The sequence below is a fragment of the Mesorhizobium sp. CNPSo 4671 genome (genome assembly GCF_057784245.1).
The window spans coordinates 270,437-286,340 of the sequence record NZ_JBWLUW010000002.1 but is presented as its reverse complement, the minus strand read 5'-3'; the positions used below and the strand labels follow the sequence as shown (position 1 = coordinate 286,340).

14 protein-coding genes are annotated in these 15,904 nt (G+C 65.1%); 8 read left to right on the top strand and 6 right to left on the bottom strand.

From position 1 onward, the window contains the following. Nucleotide 1: 1 nt before the first annotated feature. From AC04SF_RS05765 to AC04SF_RS05755, 3 genes are read right to left on the bottom strand one after another with little or no spacing between them, the layout of a single operon-like run. The gene (locus tag AC04SF_RS05765) at nucleotides 2–2,896 is read right to left on the bottom strand and encodes a glycine cleavage T C-terminal barrel domain-containing protein (protein ID WP_488476905.1); all 2,895 of its coding nucleotides are present in this window, start codon (nucleotides 2,894–2,896) and stop codon (nucleotides 2–4) included. Nucleotide 2,897: 1 nt separating this feature from the next. Then, nucleotides 2,898–3,149, bottom strand: coding sequence for a sarcosine oxidase subunit delta (locus AC04SF_RS05760; RefSeq protein WP_488476904.1), 252 nt, complete (start codon nucleotides 3,147–3,149; stop codon nucleotides 2,898–2,900). Nucleotides 3,150–3,160: 11 nt separating this feature from the next. Next, nucleotides 3,161–4,402, bottom strand: coding sequence for an FAD-dependent oxidoreductase (locus AC04SF_RS05755; protein WP_488476903.1), 1,242 nt, complete (start codon nucleotides 4,400–4,402; stop codon nucleotides 3,161–3,163). 127 nt (nucleotides 4,403–4,529) lie between these two features. Here AC04SF_RS05755 and AC04SF_RS05750 point away from each other — a divergent pair, with 127 nt between their 5' ends. Further along, the gene (locus AC04SF_RS05750; RefSeq protein WP_488476902.1) at nucleotides 4,530–5,417 is read left to right on the top strand and encodes a LysR family transcriptional regulator; all 888 of its coding nucleotides are present in this window, start codon (nucleotides 4,530–4,532) and stop codon (nucleotides 5,415–5,417) included. A gap of 13 nt (nucleotides 5,418–5,430) precedes the next feature. Here the strand turns inward: AC04SF_RS05750 and AC04SF_RS05745 are convergent, their stop codons facing one another. Beyond that, entirely contained in the window at nucleotides 5,431–5,586 is a 156-nt protein-coding gene (locus tag AC04SF_RS05745; RefSeq protein WP_488476901.1) for a YjiS-like domain-containing protein, read from the bottom strand. Nucleotides 5,587–5,820: 234 nt separating this feature from the next. On the opposite strand from AC04SF_RS05745, the gene AC04SF_RS05740 reads away from it, so the two are divergent. Further along, nucleotides 5,821–6,690: a LysR family transcriptional regulator gene (locus AC04SF_RS05740; protein WP_488476900.1), complete on the top strand. Its 870-nt coding sequence runs from the start codon at nucleotides 5,821–5,823 to the stop codon at nucleotides 6,688–6,690. A gap of 92 nt (nucleotides 6,691–6,782) precedes the next feature. Here AC04SF_RS05740 and AC04SF_RS05735 read toward each other — a convergent pair whose 3' ends face one another. Continuing rightward, nucleotides 6,783–7,685: a GNAT family N-acetyltransferase gene (locus AC04SF_RS05735; protein ID WP_488476899.1), complete on the bottom strand. Its 903-nt coding sequence runs from the start codon at nucleotides 7,683–7,685 to the stop codon at nucleotides 6,783–6,785. A 238-nt stretch (nucleotides 7,686–7,923) separates the two neighbouring features. Here AC04SF_RS05735 and argE point away from each other — a divergent pair, with 238 nt between their 5' ends. The 6 genes from argE (at nucleotide 7,924) to AC04SF_RS05705 (ending at nucleotide 14,580) form a co-directional block, all read left to right on the top strand. Then, nucleotides 7,924–9,048: an acetylornithine deacetylase gene (argE, locus tag AC04SF_RS05730; protein WP_488476898.1), complete on the top strand. Its 1,125-nt coding sequence runs from the start codon at nucleotides 7,924–7,926 to the stop codon at nucleotides 9,046–9,048. A gap of 10 nt (nucleotides 9,049–9,058) precedes the next feature. Next, complete coding sequence (locus tag AC04SF_RS05725) at nucleotides 9,059–9,982, top strand: 2-hydroxyacid dehydrogenase (protein WP_488476897.1); 924 nt, start codon at nucleotides 9,059–9,061, stop codon at nucleotides 9,980–9,982. A gap of 110 nt (nucleotides 9,983–10,092) precedes the next feature. Next, complete coding sequence (locus AC04SF_RS05720) at nucleotides 10,093–10,446, top strand: cupin domain-containing protein (protein ID WP_488477332.1); 354 nt, start codon at nucleotides 10,093–10,095, stop codon at nucleotides 10,444–10,446. A 138-nt stretch (nucleotides 10,447–10,584) separates the two neighbouring features. Then, complete coding sequence (locus AC04SF_RS05715) at nucleotides 10,585–12,048, top strand: aldehyde dehydrogenase family protein (protein WP_488476896.1); 1,464 nt, start codon at nucleotides 10,585–10,587, stop codon at nucleotides 12,046–12,048. A gap of 10 nt (nucleotides 12,049–12,058) precedes the next feature. Continuing rightward, nucleotides 12,059–13,102, top strand: a complete 1,044-nt coding sequence (locus AC04SF_RS05710; RefSeq protein WP_488476895.1) for a tartrate dehydrogenase — start codon at nucleotides 12,059–12,061, stop codon at nucleotides 13,100–13,102. A gap of 17 nt (nucleotides 13,103–13,119) precedes the next feature. Next, entirely contained in the window at nucleotides 13,120–14,580 is a 1,461-nt protein-coding gene (locus AC04SF_RS05705; protein WP_488476894.1) for an NAD-dependent succinate-semialdehyde dehydrogenase, read from the top strand. Nucleotides 14,581–14,625: 45 nt separating this feature from the next. Here AC04SF_RS05705 and AC04SF_RS05700 read toward each other — a convergent pair whose 3' ends face one another. Further along, complete coding sequence (locus AC04SF_RS05700; RefSeq protein WP_488476893.1) at nucleotides 14,626–15,900, bottom strand: NAD(P)/FAD-dependent oxidoreductase; 1,275 nt, start codon at nucleotides 15,898–15,900, stop codon at nucleotides 14,626–14,628. Between the last annotated feature and the right edge of the window lie 4 nt (nucleotides 15,901–15,904).

Sequence of the window (15,904 nt, the reverse complement as noted above, 5' to 3'; positions counted from 1 at the left end):
CCTACATCTCCTGCCGTTTGTTCTCTGGATCATAGAAAGGCGTGGGCACTACGTTGGCCTGCACTTCCTTGCCGCACAGGCCGCGTATACGCAGGCTGGATCCTGGCGTCGCGTCGCGCGGGTCGGCATAGGCCAGCCCGATCCATTTGCCCAGTGTCGGCGAAAAGCAGGTCGAGGTGACGAAGCCCACCGGGCGTCCGTCCCGCAGCACGAGGCAGGATTCCGCCAGCCGGATGCCGTGGCCCTCCGGCAGTTCGAAGCCGCAAAGCTTGCGCTTCAGGCCGAGCCTGCCGCGTGCCTCGATGGCGGTCTTGCCGACATATCGAACCTTGGCCTTCGACAGTGCCCACCCCATGCCGAGCTCGTCCGGCGTCGACAGCGCGTCGGTATCCTGGCCGATGATGATGTGCCCCTTTTCCAGACGCAGGACACGCGAGGCTTCCAGCCCATAGGGTTGCAAACCATAAGGCGCCCCCACCTCCAGCAGTTTTCGCCAAAGCGCCGCGCCGAAGGATTGCGGCACGTGCAGCTCATAACTCAGCTCGCCGGTGAAGCCGATGCGCATGATACGGACCGGACACCCGCCGATCACGCCGCTGCGGCCGTTGAGATAGGGAAAACCGTCCGGAGAGAGATCGATGTCGCCGCCCAGCGCCTCGAGCACCTTGCGCGCCGAAGGGCCGGTGACATTGATGGCGGCGAAGGCGGCGGTGACGTTCTGGATATCGACCCGCATGCCCCATTGCGTGTTCGCGAACAGCATGTCGGTGAAGACGCGGGCGACGGCGCCGGTGGTGGCGGTCACGTAGAATTCGCTCTCGGACAGGCGGAAAGCCACGCCGTCATCGATGACCGATCCCATGTCGTTCAGCATCAGGCAGTAGCGCACGCGCCCCACCGGCTGCCTGGCATGCGCCATCGTATAGATGCGGTCGAGGAAAGCGCCGGCATCCGGCCCGCGGATCGCCAGCTTGCCCAGGGTCGAGACGTCAAGCATGCCGACCTTATTGCGCACCAGCGTGACCTCGTCGGAGATCGTCTTGCGGACATCGCGATCTCCGCCGTAATGCAGCGGTCGCCACCACGTGCCGACCGGTGTCAGCTTCGCTGCGCCCGCAACATGTTCGGCGTGGATTGCCGTATGCCGGTACGGCACATGGTTCGGGCCGGCCAGCAGTCCCAGTTTCTCCGGACCGAAGGGTGGCCGCGAAGTCGTGATACCCACCTCGCCCACTGTGCGGCCCGTTTCCGCCGCGACGATCCTGACCGTTGCCAGGGCGGAATGCCGTCCCTGCGACGGCCCCATGCCGACAGTGGAATAGCGCTTCACCAGCTCAAGCTCGCTATAGCCGTCGCTGACGGCGTTCTTGATGTCCTTGACCTGCAGGTCCTCGTCGAAATCCACGAAGTCCCGCCCCTTGGCGTGGGCGGACAGCGGTTGAAAATGGTTCATCCCTGCCGCGCCGGCATCCGGGATGACAGCCGGCAAGTCGACATCATGACCCGCCCCGCGCGCCGCGGCCGCGCCCGCGATCTCGCCGCTGCGCAGCACCGAGCTCAGCTCGAAATAGCCTGCCGCGGAACCGGCGACATGAAATGCCTCCGGCAGATTGCTCAGCACGAATTGCCGGCTGGTCTCGTCAAATCCGAGCTTCGCGCCGGCATGCAGCGGCAGCTGGTAAGACGGCGTGTAGCCGGCGGCGACGACGAGATGATCGCACTCCAGCAGCTCCGTGCCATGCTCGGGCGTGCTGAAGCGGATGGCTCGGACATGGCGATTGCCCGCGCTCCCCAACGCTTCCGTCACGGTGACATTCGGGATGATCCTGGCGCCGCGCTCGACGAGGTGTTTCGCGATGGGATTGCCGGACGCATCGGCAGTGGGGTCGAGAACGGCGACCAGCGGCACGCCTGCGTCGAGAAGGTCGAGGGCCGCGAGATATCCGTCCCGGTTGCCGGCAAAGACCACGGCGCGCCGGCCAGGGCGAACCGCATAGTGGCGCATCAGCCTCTGCGCCGCCGACGACAGGAGGATGCCCGGCAGGTCGTTGTTGCGGAACACCAAGGGCTGTTCATGCGACCCCGCGGCCACCACGACCTGTTTGGCGCGAACACGGTAGAGCGTCTCGCCCTGCAGCACCGGAAGCCAGTTGTCGGCGAACCAGCCATTGCAGGTCGCGCCAGTCAGCACGCGCAGATTGCCGAGCCTTTCAGCCGCGTCGCGCAGCCTCTCCAGCGCAGCCTCCGCCTCTGCCGTCTCAAGCCCGAAGCGCGCATAGGTCAGTGCGCCGCCGATTTCCCGGTTTAGATCGACCAGCAGCACCCCGGCACCCGCTTCGGCGGCCTTGATGGCGGCCGAAAGCCCGGCCGGGCCCCCGCCGACCACCAGCACGTCGGTGTGCAGGTTTTCCCTGGTATAGTGGCCGTGACCGGCGGCGAGATCGACCTTGCCGAGGCCGGCCGATTTGCGGATCATCGGCTCCCAGAATTTGAGCCAGCTCTTCGCGCCGGGGCCGAAGAAGCTGCGGTAATAGAACCCGACGGGCATGAAGCGGCCCAGCCTGTCGAGCACCGCGCCGCGGTCGCGTTCGGCGGTTCCGTTGACGTTCTGGGCCGTGACCTTCAGCCCTTCGGCGATCGGGCGCAGATCGGCCCGGACATTCGGCTCGTCAGGCAGTTGCACCAGCGTGTTGGCGTCCTGCCCGGCCATGGTCAGAATGCCGCGCGCACGGTGGTATTTGAACGAGCGCGACAGGATCCAGCGATCGCTACCGGCCATGGCGGAGGCGATGCAATCGCCGGCGAAACCTTCGAGCGGTCGGCCGTCGAAATCGAAACGGATTTTTTGGGTGCGATCGAGACGCGATCCCCAGGGATGTGGCAGCCTTTCGGTCATGTCAGGCAGGCTTTCGATTGGGAAGATAGGTGGCGACGATCTGGTCGCTGACGGTGTGGCGTTCGGCGATCAGCACGGTGTTGGACGGTGTGTGCCGCCACCACTCCCGCATCACGCCGAGTGGGTTCTCGGCATAGAACAGGGCAGCGATCAGTTGTTCGGGCTGTTCGGCGCTGGCCTCGCGGACCGGTCCGAGATACTGGAACTCGGTGATGTTGCGCGGCCCGTTCACCGGGCAGGTCAAAAGCTTCATCGGAGCACCCGTCAGTGGCTGGCGGCCGTGGCGCCCATCTCGTTCAGCAGCGCGAAGCTGTCGAACCGGCGGAGGTCGAATGGTTTCAGGACATTGGGCACGCGCCCGGTGGCGATGGTCTCGGCCATGCGCTTGCCGGCCACCGGCGTCGCCTTGAAGCCCCAGGTCCCCCAGCCGCAGTCGAGCCAGTAGTTCCGCAACGGCGAGGCGCCCATGATCGGGCTGTAATCCGGCGTCATGTCGGTAATCCCCGCCCATTGCCGCAGCAGCTTGACCTTGTGCAGGAAGGGGAAGAGGTGCAGCGCGCCTTCGGCGAGATGTTCCTTCTGGTCCAGCGTCGAGCGCGTCGAGGCCAGCTGGTAGGGGTCGGAGCCGCCGCCGATGACGATCTCGCCACGCGAGGACTGCACCAGGTAGGTATGCAGATTGGCTGACGAGACGAGTATGTCCAGGAACGGCTTCAGCGGCTGCGTCACCATCGCCTGCAGTGGGAAGCAGCGGATCGGCAGCCGTATGCCCGCCATGGCGGCGACCTGGCCGTTGAGCCCGCCCACGGCCTGCAGCACTTGGCCCACGGCGATCGTGCCGCGGTTCGTCCTGACATGGGTGACCCGGTCGCCCGCCTGCTCGAAGCCGATCACCTCGGTGCGCTGGTGGATCTCCACGCCGCGCGCGCCGGCATGCCTGGCATAGCCCCAGGCCACGGCATCATGGCGGGCAGTGCCGCCATCGGCATGCCAGAGCCCGCCCATCACCTCGTGCTGACCGCCGAGATCGAGGTTGAGATGCGGGCAAAGTTCCTTCACCGTCTGGACATCGACCACTTCGATCCTTGTGCCCATATGCTTGCCCATCTCGGCACGCAGATGGAAACTGCGCAGCGTCGCCTCGGAATGCGCGAGCGTCAGCTGCCCGCGCTGCGAAAACATGACGTTGAAGCCGAGATCCCGCGACATGGTCTCGAACAGCTCGACGCCTTCCTTGTAGAAGCGGACCGATTCCTCGGTCATGTAATTGGAGCGGATCGTGGTGGTGTTGCGCGCCGTGTTGCCGCCGGCGAGATAGCCCTTTTCCAGCACCGCGACATTGCGGATGCCATGCACGTTGGACAGGTAGTAAGCCGCCGCGAGGCCGTGGCCACCGCCGCCGATGATCACCACATCGTAGGATCGTTTCAGCTCGGGCGTCGGAGGGATGTCGCGAAAGGGAACATGCCTGGAACGCAGGCCGTATTTCAGCAGAGAGAAAGGCATGGTTTCCTGCGGTTCAGCGGCTGGGAATGGACGTCAGAAAACCCGCCACGCCGACCTGGCGCAAGAAATCGTTCTTTACCCAGTGACCCCGTTTTCGTAATGCATAAGAAACCTGAATGGGGTCTCCATGCGAAATCTACCGCATCTCATTTATCTGGAAGCCTTTGAAGCGGCGGCGCGGCATCTGAGCTTCACCCGCGCCGCCGAGGAGTTGAATTGCACCCAGGCGGCGATCAGCCAACGGGTTCGGGCGCTGGAGCAATTCTTCGCCCGGCCGCTGTTCCACCGCAGGAGCAACGGCTTGGAACTCACCGAAGTCGGCACGGCTTATCTGCCGGGAATAGCCGAGGCTCTCGATCGGGCCGAGGCGGCGACCGAAGGGATGCTGGGTGCACAGGCGCAGACCAGCGTGACCGTTTCAGCCCCGCTCAGCTTCGTCACACTGTGGCTCGCACAGCACCTGGCTGGTTTCTCCGCCGCCCATCCGCGCATCGAGGTGCGGTTGAACAGCACGATCTGGACCGACCCCAATGTGGAACTGGCGGATCTCAGCATTCTGGCACTCGACCCGCTGCAGCCGGTAGCGGGTGCCGTGCAACTGGGACAAGAGCGGCTGATGCTGCTCTGCGACCCCGAGACCGGTCGCCAGGCCGCAGCGAAGCCCAGTTCGAACTGGCTCAACGCCGCCCGGCTCGTCTATGTCCAGGGCCGGATGCAGTTGCTGGACCTCTGGGCGAAGAAGGAAACCATCGTCGTCGCACCGCAAAAGGCGCCGATCAAGGCCGACAATGCGGCAGCGGCATTGGAGATCGCGGCATGCGCCGGCGGCATCACCGCCGTCATGTCGACCTATGCGGCAAGCTATTTGGCTTCGGGGCGGCTGGTGGCGCCCTTCGGCCCGGGGGAAATCCTGCCCGTCGCCCTGCATGCGGTGCCCAATCAACAGCGCCGGCTTTCGCGGTCCGCGACGCTGTTCCTGCAATGGCTGTCAGGCGAGATTCCATTCCACCGCTAGATCGAGCATTGCTTCAACGGCGCAGGCTGGCGTAGCGGGCACGCTCGCGGATCTCCGAGCGGGAAATGCCGGCATCCGCCAGTGTGCTGTCCGGGATTCGCCGCAAGCTCGAAAGCGTCTGGCGATAGACAAGCCAGCGCGCGAAACGGTCTCGAAATTCATAAAACATGATCGTCTCCTTTGGCGCACGGAATCTCCACGCGCTTGGCTGATCGAAAACGCAAAGCGTCTGTGCAAGGCGCATGCATGATCGAAAGGATTGCACTGGCTACTTGGCCAACCGGGGCGCCTGCCAGTATCTCGGCAGGCAGGATTGTCCAATGCCGCCAACGCCTGCATACTTGCGCATCACGCCCGCTTGGCGCTACAGCCAAGGTCGCAAGGAATTTTTCATTTCTGCAAAATGGATATTGGCTGGGACGATCTGAGGTTGTTTCTCGACGTTGCGCGGCTGGGTGGCCTGAGCGCGGCGACGGCAACCACGCGCCTCAGCGCAGCCACGCTTGGGCGACGCGTCAGCGCGCTCGAGAATCAGATCGGCGAACCGCTGTTCGTGCGTCAGCAGACCGGCTACCGGCTGACGCCGGTCGGTGAAGAACTGCTGCGGCGCGCCGAAGACGTCGAGGCAGCCATGCAGTCGCTGACCCGCTGGCGCGAAGGCAACCTGCCCGATCGCATTGTCCGCGTCTCGGCCGGACCCTGGACCTCGGCTTTCATATCCGCCCATATCGGCGAGGTCTGGACGGTCGATGACGGCATAAGGGTGGAGTTCATCACCACCACCGAGCGGGTCGACATTGGCCGCCGTGCCGCCGACATCGGAATCCGCAGCGAGCGACCGACCGAGCAATGGCTGGCCGGCCGTCAGAGCGGCAAGGTCGCCCACGCCCTTTATTCCGGACGCCATCTTGTGAACGGCATCGCCGCCGGTCTGTTCGTCGGCGTCACCGGCGAAGGGGCAAACATCGCCTCGGCGCGCTGGCTGCAGGCCCATCACGGCGACCGCATCGCCGTGCGCGGCAACAACACCCATTCGGTGCGCGAACTGGTGGCCGCCGGCGCCGGCCTTTCGGTCTTTCCGTGCTTCGTCGGCGACAGCGATCCCCGACTGGTCCGCGTCGCCCAGCCCATCCCCGAACTCGAAACCGACCAATGGATCGTCACCCATCACGAGGAACGTCACGCCCCGCCGGTCCGAAAAGTCGCCGGCCGGATTGCGGCTCTGATACAAGCGCATCAGCCGCTGTTTCGCGGCCAGACGCCGATCCGGTAAGTTCCCGCAACGCGTCGGTCGCGAAACCTGGCTACGTCCATGACCCACATTGATTGCGTGGCCAATCGCAACGGCCCACGTCCTGGAACGAACTACCCAAGAGTCTGACTGGCGAGCGCATACGTCATCGGTGTGATCGCACCGCCGACGGCAAAATCGGTGAGGCGTTTGCCCATCGACATGGTGAGCACCGTGTCGAAAACCGGCATTCCACTGTGCGACAGAAAGGCTGCGAATTCGCCATTGTCCATGTGGGTGTCGATCCGCAGGAAAGACCCCGAATGGTCGGCCACGTGCGGCCGGACGACCGCCACGGCATCTGCATCGCTTTGCGCCACGACCGGCCCCACGACATGGCCCCGCCCGAACGGCCGGCAGAGCGCGAAAGCGGTCAGCATATCGCCCTTGAACAGCCCATAGCCGGCCGAGTGCGCGAAAAGCCTTTCGATGAGCGCCGCCCGCCTCACGCCAAAGCCTGCCGCATCGAGCGCGATCACCGCAGGAATATCACTTGCGTCCAAGATCCGGACATCGCCTCGAATATTTGCCGGCCCACCCGTCGTCTGCAGGCGGGCGATGCCCTGGCATTGATAAACGGTCTTCTCCGGCTGGAAGTCGAGCGAGAGATAGAGCCGCCTTGCCGCGCGCGTTGCATTCAGGCGCAGATCGCGCCCGGCGACCTTCTCGAAGACCCGCTTCATCAGCCATTGCCCCGCCCCCAGCGTCTGGAGCCGCGGCGAGGTGATGACCATCCCCACGGTGGCGAAATCGGCACCATGCGCGAACCACATGGCCGAACCGAGAACCCGGCCGATCTCGTCGAGCGCCACGAACCCCTCTCCCGATTCCCGCAGGAATTGCCAGTCCTCGGCGCGATGCGGCCATCCCACGGCGAGCGAGTGCGCGTGCAAGCGGTCCAGTTCGACGCCTTCGATGTCGCCGATCCGCATCGAGAAGGTGTCGATTTTCAAGCTTCCGGACGGCTTCAAGTCCATGCCCCTAAAAGATTGTCGCACCGAGCGCGGCACACTGATGGCCACCCCCTGCCCACCAACGCTAAACGAGCGGACCGGTACGATTAGCTCGAAAGCCGCCCAGCAACGCAAGATTCAACTGAAACATTTCAGCTTTCGGCACGCAATCGCGAAAGAATGCACACACTCTCTCCGGAAATCTAGCAGCATATGGTCGACGGCACCGATCCCGGCGAACCCGAACGTTTTGAGGGCTGGAATGGACGTCTTCGACATCCTCGATCGTCTCGTCGCCTTTCCATCGGTCGCCGGCAAACCGAACGGCGACATCGCTGGCTGGATCGAAGCCTATCTGGCAAAACACGGAACGCAGGTCACCCTGCTGCCAGGGCCGGAAGGCGATCGTTCCAATCTTTTCGCGACGATCGGCCCCGCAGATGTTCCGGGCTATATCTTGTCCGGCCATATGGACGTTGTCCCCGCCAGCGAGCCGCAATGGAGTTCGAACCCTTTCGAGCTGCGCAAGGAGGGCGAACGGCTCTACGGACGCGGCACCACGGACATGAAGGGGTTTCTGGCCGCGGTGCTCGCTTCCGTCCCTGCGCTGGCGAAACTGCGCCTTGCCAGGCCTGTCCACCTCGCCTTCTCCTATGACGAGGAGGTGGGATGCCGGGGCGTGCCGCATCTGATCGCCCGCCTTCCCGAACTGTGCGCCAGGCCGCTCGGCGTCATCGTCGGCGAGCCGAGCGGCATGCGCGCCGTGCGCGGCCATAAGGGCAAGGCGGCCGCCCGCGTGATCATCAACGGGCGCTCCGGCCATTCCTCCCGACCCGATCTCGGGCTCAACGCCATCCATGCCACGGCCACTGCGCTGAGCGCGGCCGTGAGCGAAGCCGAGCGGCTGACACACGGTCCGTTCGACGCTGCCTTCGAGCCGCCCTACTCTTCGTTGCAGGCGGGCGTCGTGGCGGGCGGACATCAGGTCAACATCATCCCCGGCACCTGCACTCTGGACCTCGAGGCGCGCGCCATTCCAGGCGTCGACCCGGCCAGCCTGCTCGCGCCCGTCAAGGCGCGGGCCGAGGCCCTTGCCACCGACGGCTTTCGGATCGAATGGACACCGATGAGCGCCTATCCGGCGCTGTCGCTGCCGCAGGATGCGGCGCTTGCGACGGTGCTGGGCGAACTGACCGGCGAAGCGCCACTCGCTGCCGTCAGCTACGGCACGGAGGCCGGACTTTACCAGGCCGCCGGGCTCGATGCGATCATTTGCGGCCCCGGCGACATCGACCGCGCCCACAAGCCCGACGAATACATCCTTGCCAGCGAGCTCACCGCCTGTCAGCGATTGATCGAGGCGCTGGGCGCCCGCTGCGCGGCATGAAAGGAACGGAATGACATTCCTGTTCAATTCCGATGCGCGCCGCGGCGAGATCTTCCGCGCGGCATTCGCGAGAGAACTGCCGGAGGTCCCCTTTACGATGGATGCCACGACGGTCGATCCCGACGCCGTGCGTTACCTGATCAGTTGGACGGTGCCGGACAATCTCGCCCGCTACAGCAACCTGGAAGTCCTGTTTTCTATCGGCGCCGGCGTCGATCAGTTTCACCTCGATGCGGTGCCCGCGAACGTGAAGATCGTGCGCATGATCGAGGAAGGCATCGTGCGCATGATGCAGGAATATGTGACACTTGCCGTGCTCGCGCTCCACCGCAACCTGCCTGGATATCTGGCACAGCAGCGCGCCGGCGAATGGGCTGACATCGCGCAGCCCCAGGCCGGATCGCGCCGGGTCGGCCTGCTTGGTCTCGGGCAGCTTGGCCAGGCCGTCCTCGACCGCCTGAAGCCCTTCGGCTTCCCGCTTGCCGGATGGAGCCGCTCGCCGCGGCGGATCGAGGGCGTGACCTGTCATCATGGCGAGCTCGGGCTGAACGAGATGCTCGCGGCCAGTGACATTTTGATCTGCCTGCTGCCGCTGACCGAGGAGACACGCGGTTTCCTCGGTGCCGACCTGTTTGCGAAACTGCCCAAGGGCGCGGCGCTCGTCCACACCGGCCGGGGGCCGCAACTCGACCACGAAGCCCTTGTCGCCGCGCTCGACAACGGCCACCTTTCCGCGGCGATGATCGACGTCACCGATCCCGAACCACTGCCGGCGGGCCATCCGTTCTGGTCACATCCGAAAATCATCCTGACCCCGCATGTCGCCAGCGTCACCCAGCCCACCAGCGCCGCGCAAGCCGTTGTCGAAAACATCCGGCGTTACCGCGCCGGTCTCGATCCCATCGGGCTCGTCGACCGGTCGCGCGGCTATTAGAGCAATTCCAGGAAAAGTGTGTGCGGTTTTCCCGGGCAAAGCGCATGCGCTTTGCCCTTGGGAATTGCTTCAAAAACAAAGAGTTAGAGTCCAACATGAAAGGCAATCCCTTGTCCCTGCTCAAGACCGTCGACACAAACCCGGCCTTCCCGCCGCGCGAATCCGCGGCGCTGCCCGAACGGCTGATTGCCGGCAGCCCCGCCTTCAAGACCTGGGCGCAGGACGCCGCCAAGGACGATCTCGTCCACACCGGCGTCTGGGAAGCGACGCCGGGTGAGACGCGCTCGATCAAGGGCGAGACCTTCGAGTTCTGCCACATCCTCTCCGGCGTGATCGAAATCACGCCCGACGGCGGCAAACCAGTGACCTACGGCGCCGGCGACAGCTTCGTGATGAAGCCTGGCTTCACCGGCGTCTGGAAGACCATCGAAACGGTACGCAAGATCTATGTGACGGTGGGGTAGCCGGAGCCCGCCTCCGCAACAGATTTTGCCGTCGCCCATCGCCGGCACGCAACAATCATCCGCGGCTGATCGTCGAACGGTGCATGCTGCGCCGCTGCTCGCGCTAGGTTTCTCCAGAACAACCGCGAGTAAGCGCCCATGGGCCTGAGCTTCGATCCGGATACAATCTCCCTTCCCGTCGGCCATTTCATTGGCGGGGAACTGATCGCAGCCGAGGGTGAGATCGAGATGCACCGCCCGTCGGACGGCAAAGCCTACACCGCCTGCCCTGTGGCCGGCGTCGATATGGTCGACCGGGCGGTGGAGAGCGCGAAGGCGGCGCTGAAGGCCAGCAACTGGGGCGGCGTACGGCCGCGCGAGCGCACCAGGGCGCTCCAGGCCTGGGCCGACCTGATCGAGGTGGAAGCCGAAACGCTGGCCAGGATAGAGGCACTGTGCTCGACCCGGCCCGTCGGCCAGCTCGTCGCCGGCGACATTGCTATCACCGCCGAGCAGATCCGCTTCTTCGCCGAGTTCGCCGACAAGGAAGGCAGCGAGCTGGTGCCGACCGACGACGCCACTCTCGGCATGATCATGAGCGAGCCCTATGGCGTGGTCGGCGCGATCACGCCGTGGAATTTCCCGATCTCGATGGCCGGATGGAAGCTTGGTCCGGCGCTAGCCGCGGGCAATGCGGTCGTGCTGAAGCCATCGGAAATGACGCCCTTTTCGGCAGTCTATATGGCGCAACTCGCTGTCAAAGCAGGCCTGCCGGCCGGGCTCATAAACGTCGTGCTGGGCGACGGTCCGACGACCGGCACGGCGCTGACCGGCCATCCCGATATCGCCAAGGTCAGCTTCACCGGCTCGACCCGCGCCGGCTCGGCCATCATGGAGAATGTCGCCCGCACCGGCGTCAAGCCGATGACGCTGGAACTCGGCGGCAAGAGCCCGCAGATCGTCTTTGCCGATGCCGATCTGGACAAGGCGGCGACGGCAATCGCCGGCAGCGTCACCTTCAATGCCGGCCAGGCCTGTGTGGCCGGCACGCGCCTGATCGTCGAGAAGAGCGTGGCCGACAGGCTTACGACCGCGATCCTGGAGAAGATGAAGGCGGTGCTGCCCGGCCCGACCTGGGACGAGGCGACGCAGTATTCGCCCATAATCTCGGAACGGCAGCGGGCGCGCGTCGACGGCATTGTGCGCGCCGCGATCGAGGCCGGCGGCGAATGCCTGACCGGCGGCGGCGTCATGGACAGCCCAGGCTATTTCTACGAACCGACGCTGATCGCCGATGTCGACCAGGCCAATCCGGCGATCGTCGAGGAAATCTTCGGCCCGGTCCTGACCATCCAGACCTTCGAGACCGAGGAGGAGGCGCTGGCGCTGTCTTCCCATCCGACCTACGGGCTGGCGTCCGGCCTGTTTACTTCAGACCTGTCCCGAACCATCCGCTTCGCCCGCAAGCTCGAGGCCGGCACCGTCTGGATCAATCGCTACAGCCGCTCGCGCGACCATATCCTGCCGACCGGCGGCTACAAGCGCTCCGGCATCGGCAAGGACCTCGGCCGCGAGGCCTATCTCGCCAACCGCAGGACCAAGAGCGTCCTGATCAGCCTCTAGAGAGATGCCGATGAAGTCCTATTCGATCGCTATTATCCCCGGTGACGGCATCGGCCGCGACGTGACCGCCGCCGCATGGACGGTGCTGGAGACCGCCGCCGAGCATGCGGGCTTTGCCTTGACCGCAACCGAGTTCCCCTGGTCCTGCAAATTCTACAAGGAAACCGGCCGCATGATGCCGCAGGACGGCATCGAGACCTTGCGCGGCTTCGACGCCATCCTTCTCGGCGCGATCGGCTGGCCGGCGGAGGTGCCGGATTCCGTTTCGCTGCACGGCCTGCTGCTGCCGATCCGCAAGGCATTCGTGCAGCACGCCAATATCAGGCCGCACCGCCTGCTGCCGGGCGTGACGGGACCGCTGCGGGCGGAAGGTTTCGACATATTATGCATCCGCGAGAACACAGAAGGCGAATATTCGGGCGCCGGCGGACGCGTGCATCAAGGCACGCTGGACGAGGTCGCCGTGGAGACCTCGATCTTCACCCGCGCCGGGGTAGAGCGCATCCTGCGCTTCGGCTTCGAGCAGGCGCGGTCGCGTCGGGGCAAGCTGGCCTCCGTCACCAAATCCAACGCGCAGAAATACTCGATGGTGTTCTGGGACGAGATCACCCGCAAGCTGGCCGCGGAGTACCCTGACGTCGTCGTGACCAGCTATCATGTCGATGCGCTCGCCGCGCGCATGATCATGGCGCCGGAGAGCCTCGACGTGGTCGTCGCCTCCAACCTGTTCGGCGATATCCTCACCGACATCGGCGCGGCCATCCAGGGCGGGCTCGGCTACGCCGCCTCCGCCAACATCAATCCCGACCGCTCGGCGCCATCCATGTTCGAGCCGGTGCACGGCTCGGCGCCCGACATCACCCATCTGGGCGTCGCCAATCCGATCGCCACCATCTGGTCCGGCGCCATGATGCTCGAACATCTCGGTGAAAAGGCCGCGGCCGACCGCGTCATGAAGGCGGTCGAGGCAACAACCGCCAGAGGCATGGGCACCATTCCCGGCAAGGATCGTACGGAGGCCATCACCGCCGCCGTCGTCGCGGCGCTCACCTAATAGCAAGGTCGTTTTCGATGAAAAACCTCAGAGACAAAAGCCTCTTCCGGGAAGCCGGCCTGATTGGTGGCGAGTGGGTCGCCGCCGGCTCCGGCAAGACCGTCGATGTCATCGATCCGGCGACGCAGGCGGCGATCGGCACCGTGCCCGACATGGCCGGTCTGGAGACCCGTGCGGCCATAGAGGCCGCTGCGTCCGCATACGGGAGTTGGAGGAAAAAGACCAACGCCGAGCGCGCTGCCCTGCTGGAGGCCTGGCATGGCCTGATGCTGGCGCATCTGGACGATCTCGCACTGATCCTGACGACGGAACAGGGCAAGCCACTGGACGAGGCCAAAGGCGAGATCCGCTATGGCGCGTCCTTCGTCAAATGGTTCGCGGAGGAAGCGCGCCGCATCAACGGCCACACCATTCCCTCGCCGACGCCAGACCGCCGCATCATCGTGCTGAAGGAGCCGGTGGGCGTCTGCGGCATCATCACGCCGTGGAATTTTCCCAATGCGATGATCACCCGCAAGGTCGCGCCGGCGCTGGCCGCGGGCTGCACGGTGGTCATCAAGCCCTCCGAGTTCACGCCCTATTCGGCGCTGGCGCTCGGCGTGCTTGCCGAACGGGCAGGCATTCCCGCCGGCGTCATCAACATCGTCACCGGCATGCCGACCGACATCGGCAACGAGATCATGGCGAACGAGACCGTCCGCAAGATCTCCTTCACCGGCTCGACGCGGGTCGGCTCGCTGCTGATGCGCGGGGCCGCCGACAGCGTGAAGCGGCTCAGCCTCGAGCTCGGCGGCAACGCCCCCTTCATCGTCTTCGACGACGCCGATCTCGACCTCGCTGTCGAGGGCGCGCTGGTCTCGAAATTCCGCAATGGCGGCCAGACCTGCGTCTGCGCCAACCGCATCCTCGTCCAGGCCGGTGTCTACGAAACCTTCGCGGCCAAGCTATCCGCCCGCGTCAACGCCATGACGGTGGGACCCGGCACGCAGCCCGGCGTCGCCATCGGGCCGATGATCAACATGGCGGCGGTCGAGAAGATCAACCGCCACGTCGAGGACGCGCTGGCCAAGGGTGCTGTAATCATCACCGAGAAGCCGGCATTGCCTGACGGCCCGCAGTATGTCGCGCCGCTAGTGCTGAGCGGCGCCACAAAGGACATGCAGCTCGCCGGTGAGGAAACGTTCGGCCCGGTCGCGCCGCTTTTCCGGTTCGAGACGGAAGAGGAAGCGATCGCGCTGGCCAACGGCACGCCCTACGGGCTTGCCTCATACTTCTACACCGAGAATTTGAAACGCGCCTGGCGCGTCGGCGAGGCGCTGGAGTTCGGCATGGTGGGCTTGAACACCGGCTCGGTCTCGATCGAAGTCGCCCCGTTCGGCGGCGTCAAGCTGTCTGGCCTCGGCCGCGAAGGCGCGCAGGCCGGCATCGAGGAATATCTCGAGATGAAAAGCTTCCACATGGGAATAGGCAGTAGGTAATAGGCAGCAGGGAATTGGGAGACACCGCCCTACTGCCCTACTGCCCTATCTCACCCGATCGAGCGCCTTGTAGTAGAGGCCGACCATCGGCAGGAACCAGGGTTTGCCGGAATAGCCGGGAATGGAGGGCCATTCGAGCCCCTTCAGCGGATTGCGGTCCTCGCGGCCGAGCATGGCATCGGCCAGGATCATGCCGAGATGGGTGGAGAGCTGCGCGCCGTGGCCGGAATAGCCCATCGCGTACCAGACACCGTCATGGTAACCGGCGCGCGGAAAACGGTCCTTGGTCATGTCGACCAGCCCGCCCCAGCAATAGTCGATCTCGACCTTGGCGAGCTGCGGAAAGATCGCCGCGAGGCCCGCCCGCAGGATCTCTCCGCTCCTGGCGTCGGAGCGCTGGTCCGATGTCGCCGAAAAGCGTGCGCGGCCGCCGAAGATCAGGCGATTGTCCGGTGACAGCCGGAAGTAGTTGCCGATGTTCATCGAGGTGACGCATGTCCGTTTGCCGGGCATGGTGGCGGTGATCTCGGCGTCGCTTAGCGGCCGCGTGGCGATGATGAAGCTGCCGACGGAAATGATCCTGCGACGGAAATAGCTGAAGTCAGGCGTGGTGTAGGCGCCGGTCGCCACCAGCACATTGTCGGCGCTGATCCGGCCGCGCGAAGTGGTCAGCTCATGCCTGCCGCCGGCCTGCTTGCGATCCGTCACCGCCGTGTGCTCATGGATGACCGCGCCGTGGCGGACGGCCGAAGTGGCGAGACCCGCCACATAGCGGCCCATATGCATCATGGCGCTCTTCTTCGACAGCATCGCGCCATGGAAGGGCGAGCCGATCTCCGATTTCAGATCGACCGCCGACAGCAGCGCCGTATCCGGATCCACCTCGGCATGGAGGGCCTCGAAGTTGCGGGCGATCGCTTCGAAATGTTGCGGCTTGGAGGCGAGCTTCAGCTTGCCGGCGCGGCGGAAGTTGCAGTCGATGCCTTCTTCGGCGACCAGCGCCTCGATGGTGTCGACGGAGTCGTCGAGCGCCCGGTAAAGCGCGATAGCGCGCTCCTTGCCGAGCTCCGCCTTGGCCGAGACGTAGCTGTGGGCGAGGCCGTTGTTGAGGTGTCCGCCATTGCGCCCGGATGCGCCCCAGCCCACACGCTGCGCCTCCAGCACGACCACCTTGGCACCGGCCTTCGCCAGCTGGCGCGCGGCGGCGAGACCGGTGAAGCCGCCGCCGATGATGGCGGCATCGTAGTGCCCCTCGACCGGGCCTTGCGCCCCGCCGGTAAAGACGGGAGCTGTGTCGTGCCAGTAGGAGACGAACTTCATCGGC

Excerpts from the sequence above, each read along its gene's own strand:
- AC04SF_RS05710 (WP_488476895.1), top strand. The coding sequence starts at position 12,059 with ATGAAGTCCTATTCGATCGCTATTATCCCCGGTGACGGCATCGGCCGC.
- AC04SF_RS05700 (WP_488476893.1), bottom strand. The coding sequence starts at position 15,900 with ATGAAGTTCGTCTCCTACTGGCACGACACAGCTCCCGTCTTTACCGGC.
- argE (WP_488476898.1), top strand. The coding sequence starts at position 7,924 with ATGGACGTCTTCGACATCCTCGATCGTCTCGTCGCCTTTCCATCGGTC.
- AC04SF_RS05725 (WP_488476897.1), top strand. The coding sequence starts at position 9,059 with ATGACATTCCTGTTCAATTCCGATGCGCGCCGCGGCGAGATCTTCCGC.
- AC04SF_RS05740 (WP_488476900.1), top strand. The coding sequence starts at position 5,821 with ATGGATATTGGCTGGGACGATCTGAGGTTGTTTCTCGACGTTGCGCGG.
- AC04SF_RS05765 (WP_488476905.1), bottom strand. The coding sequence starts at position 2,896 with ATGACCGAAAGGCTGCCACATCCCTGGGGATCGCGTCTCGATCGCACC.
- AC04SF_RS05715 (WP_488476896.1), top strand. The coding sequence starts at position 10,585 with ATGGGCCTGAGCTTCGATCCGGATACAATCTCCCTTCCCGTCGGCCAT.
- AC04SF_RS05735 (WP_488476899.1), bottom strand. The coding sequence starts at position 7,685 with ATGGACTTGAAGCCGTCCGGAAGCTTGAAAATCGACACCTTCTCGATG.
- AC04SF_RS05755 (WP_488476903.1), bottom strand. The coding sequence starts at position 4,402 with ATGCCTTTCTCTCTGCTGAAATACGGCCTGCGTTCCAGGCATGTTCCC.
- AC04SF_RS05745 (WP_488476901.1), bottom strand. The coding sequence starts at position 5,586 with ATGTTTTATGAATTTCGAGACCGTTTCGCGCGCTGGCTTGTCTATCGC.
- AC04SF_RS05705 (WP_488476894.1), top strand. The coding sequence starts at position 13,120 with ATGAAAAACCTCAGAGACAAAAGCCTCTTCCGGGAAGCCGGCCTGATT.
- AC04SF_RS05760 (WP_488476904.1), bottom strand. The coding sequence starts at position 3,149 with ATGAAGCTTTTGACCTGCCCGGTGAACGGGCCGCGCAACATCACCGAG.
- AC04SF_RS05750 (WP_488476902.1), top strand. The coding sequence starts at position 4,530 with ATGCGAAATCTACCGCATCTCATTTATCTGGAAGCCTTTGAAGCGGCG.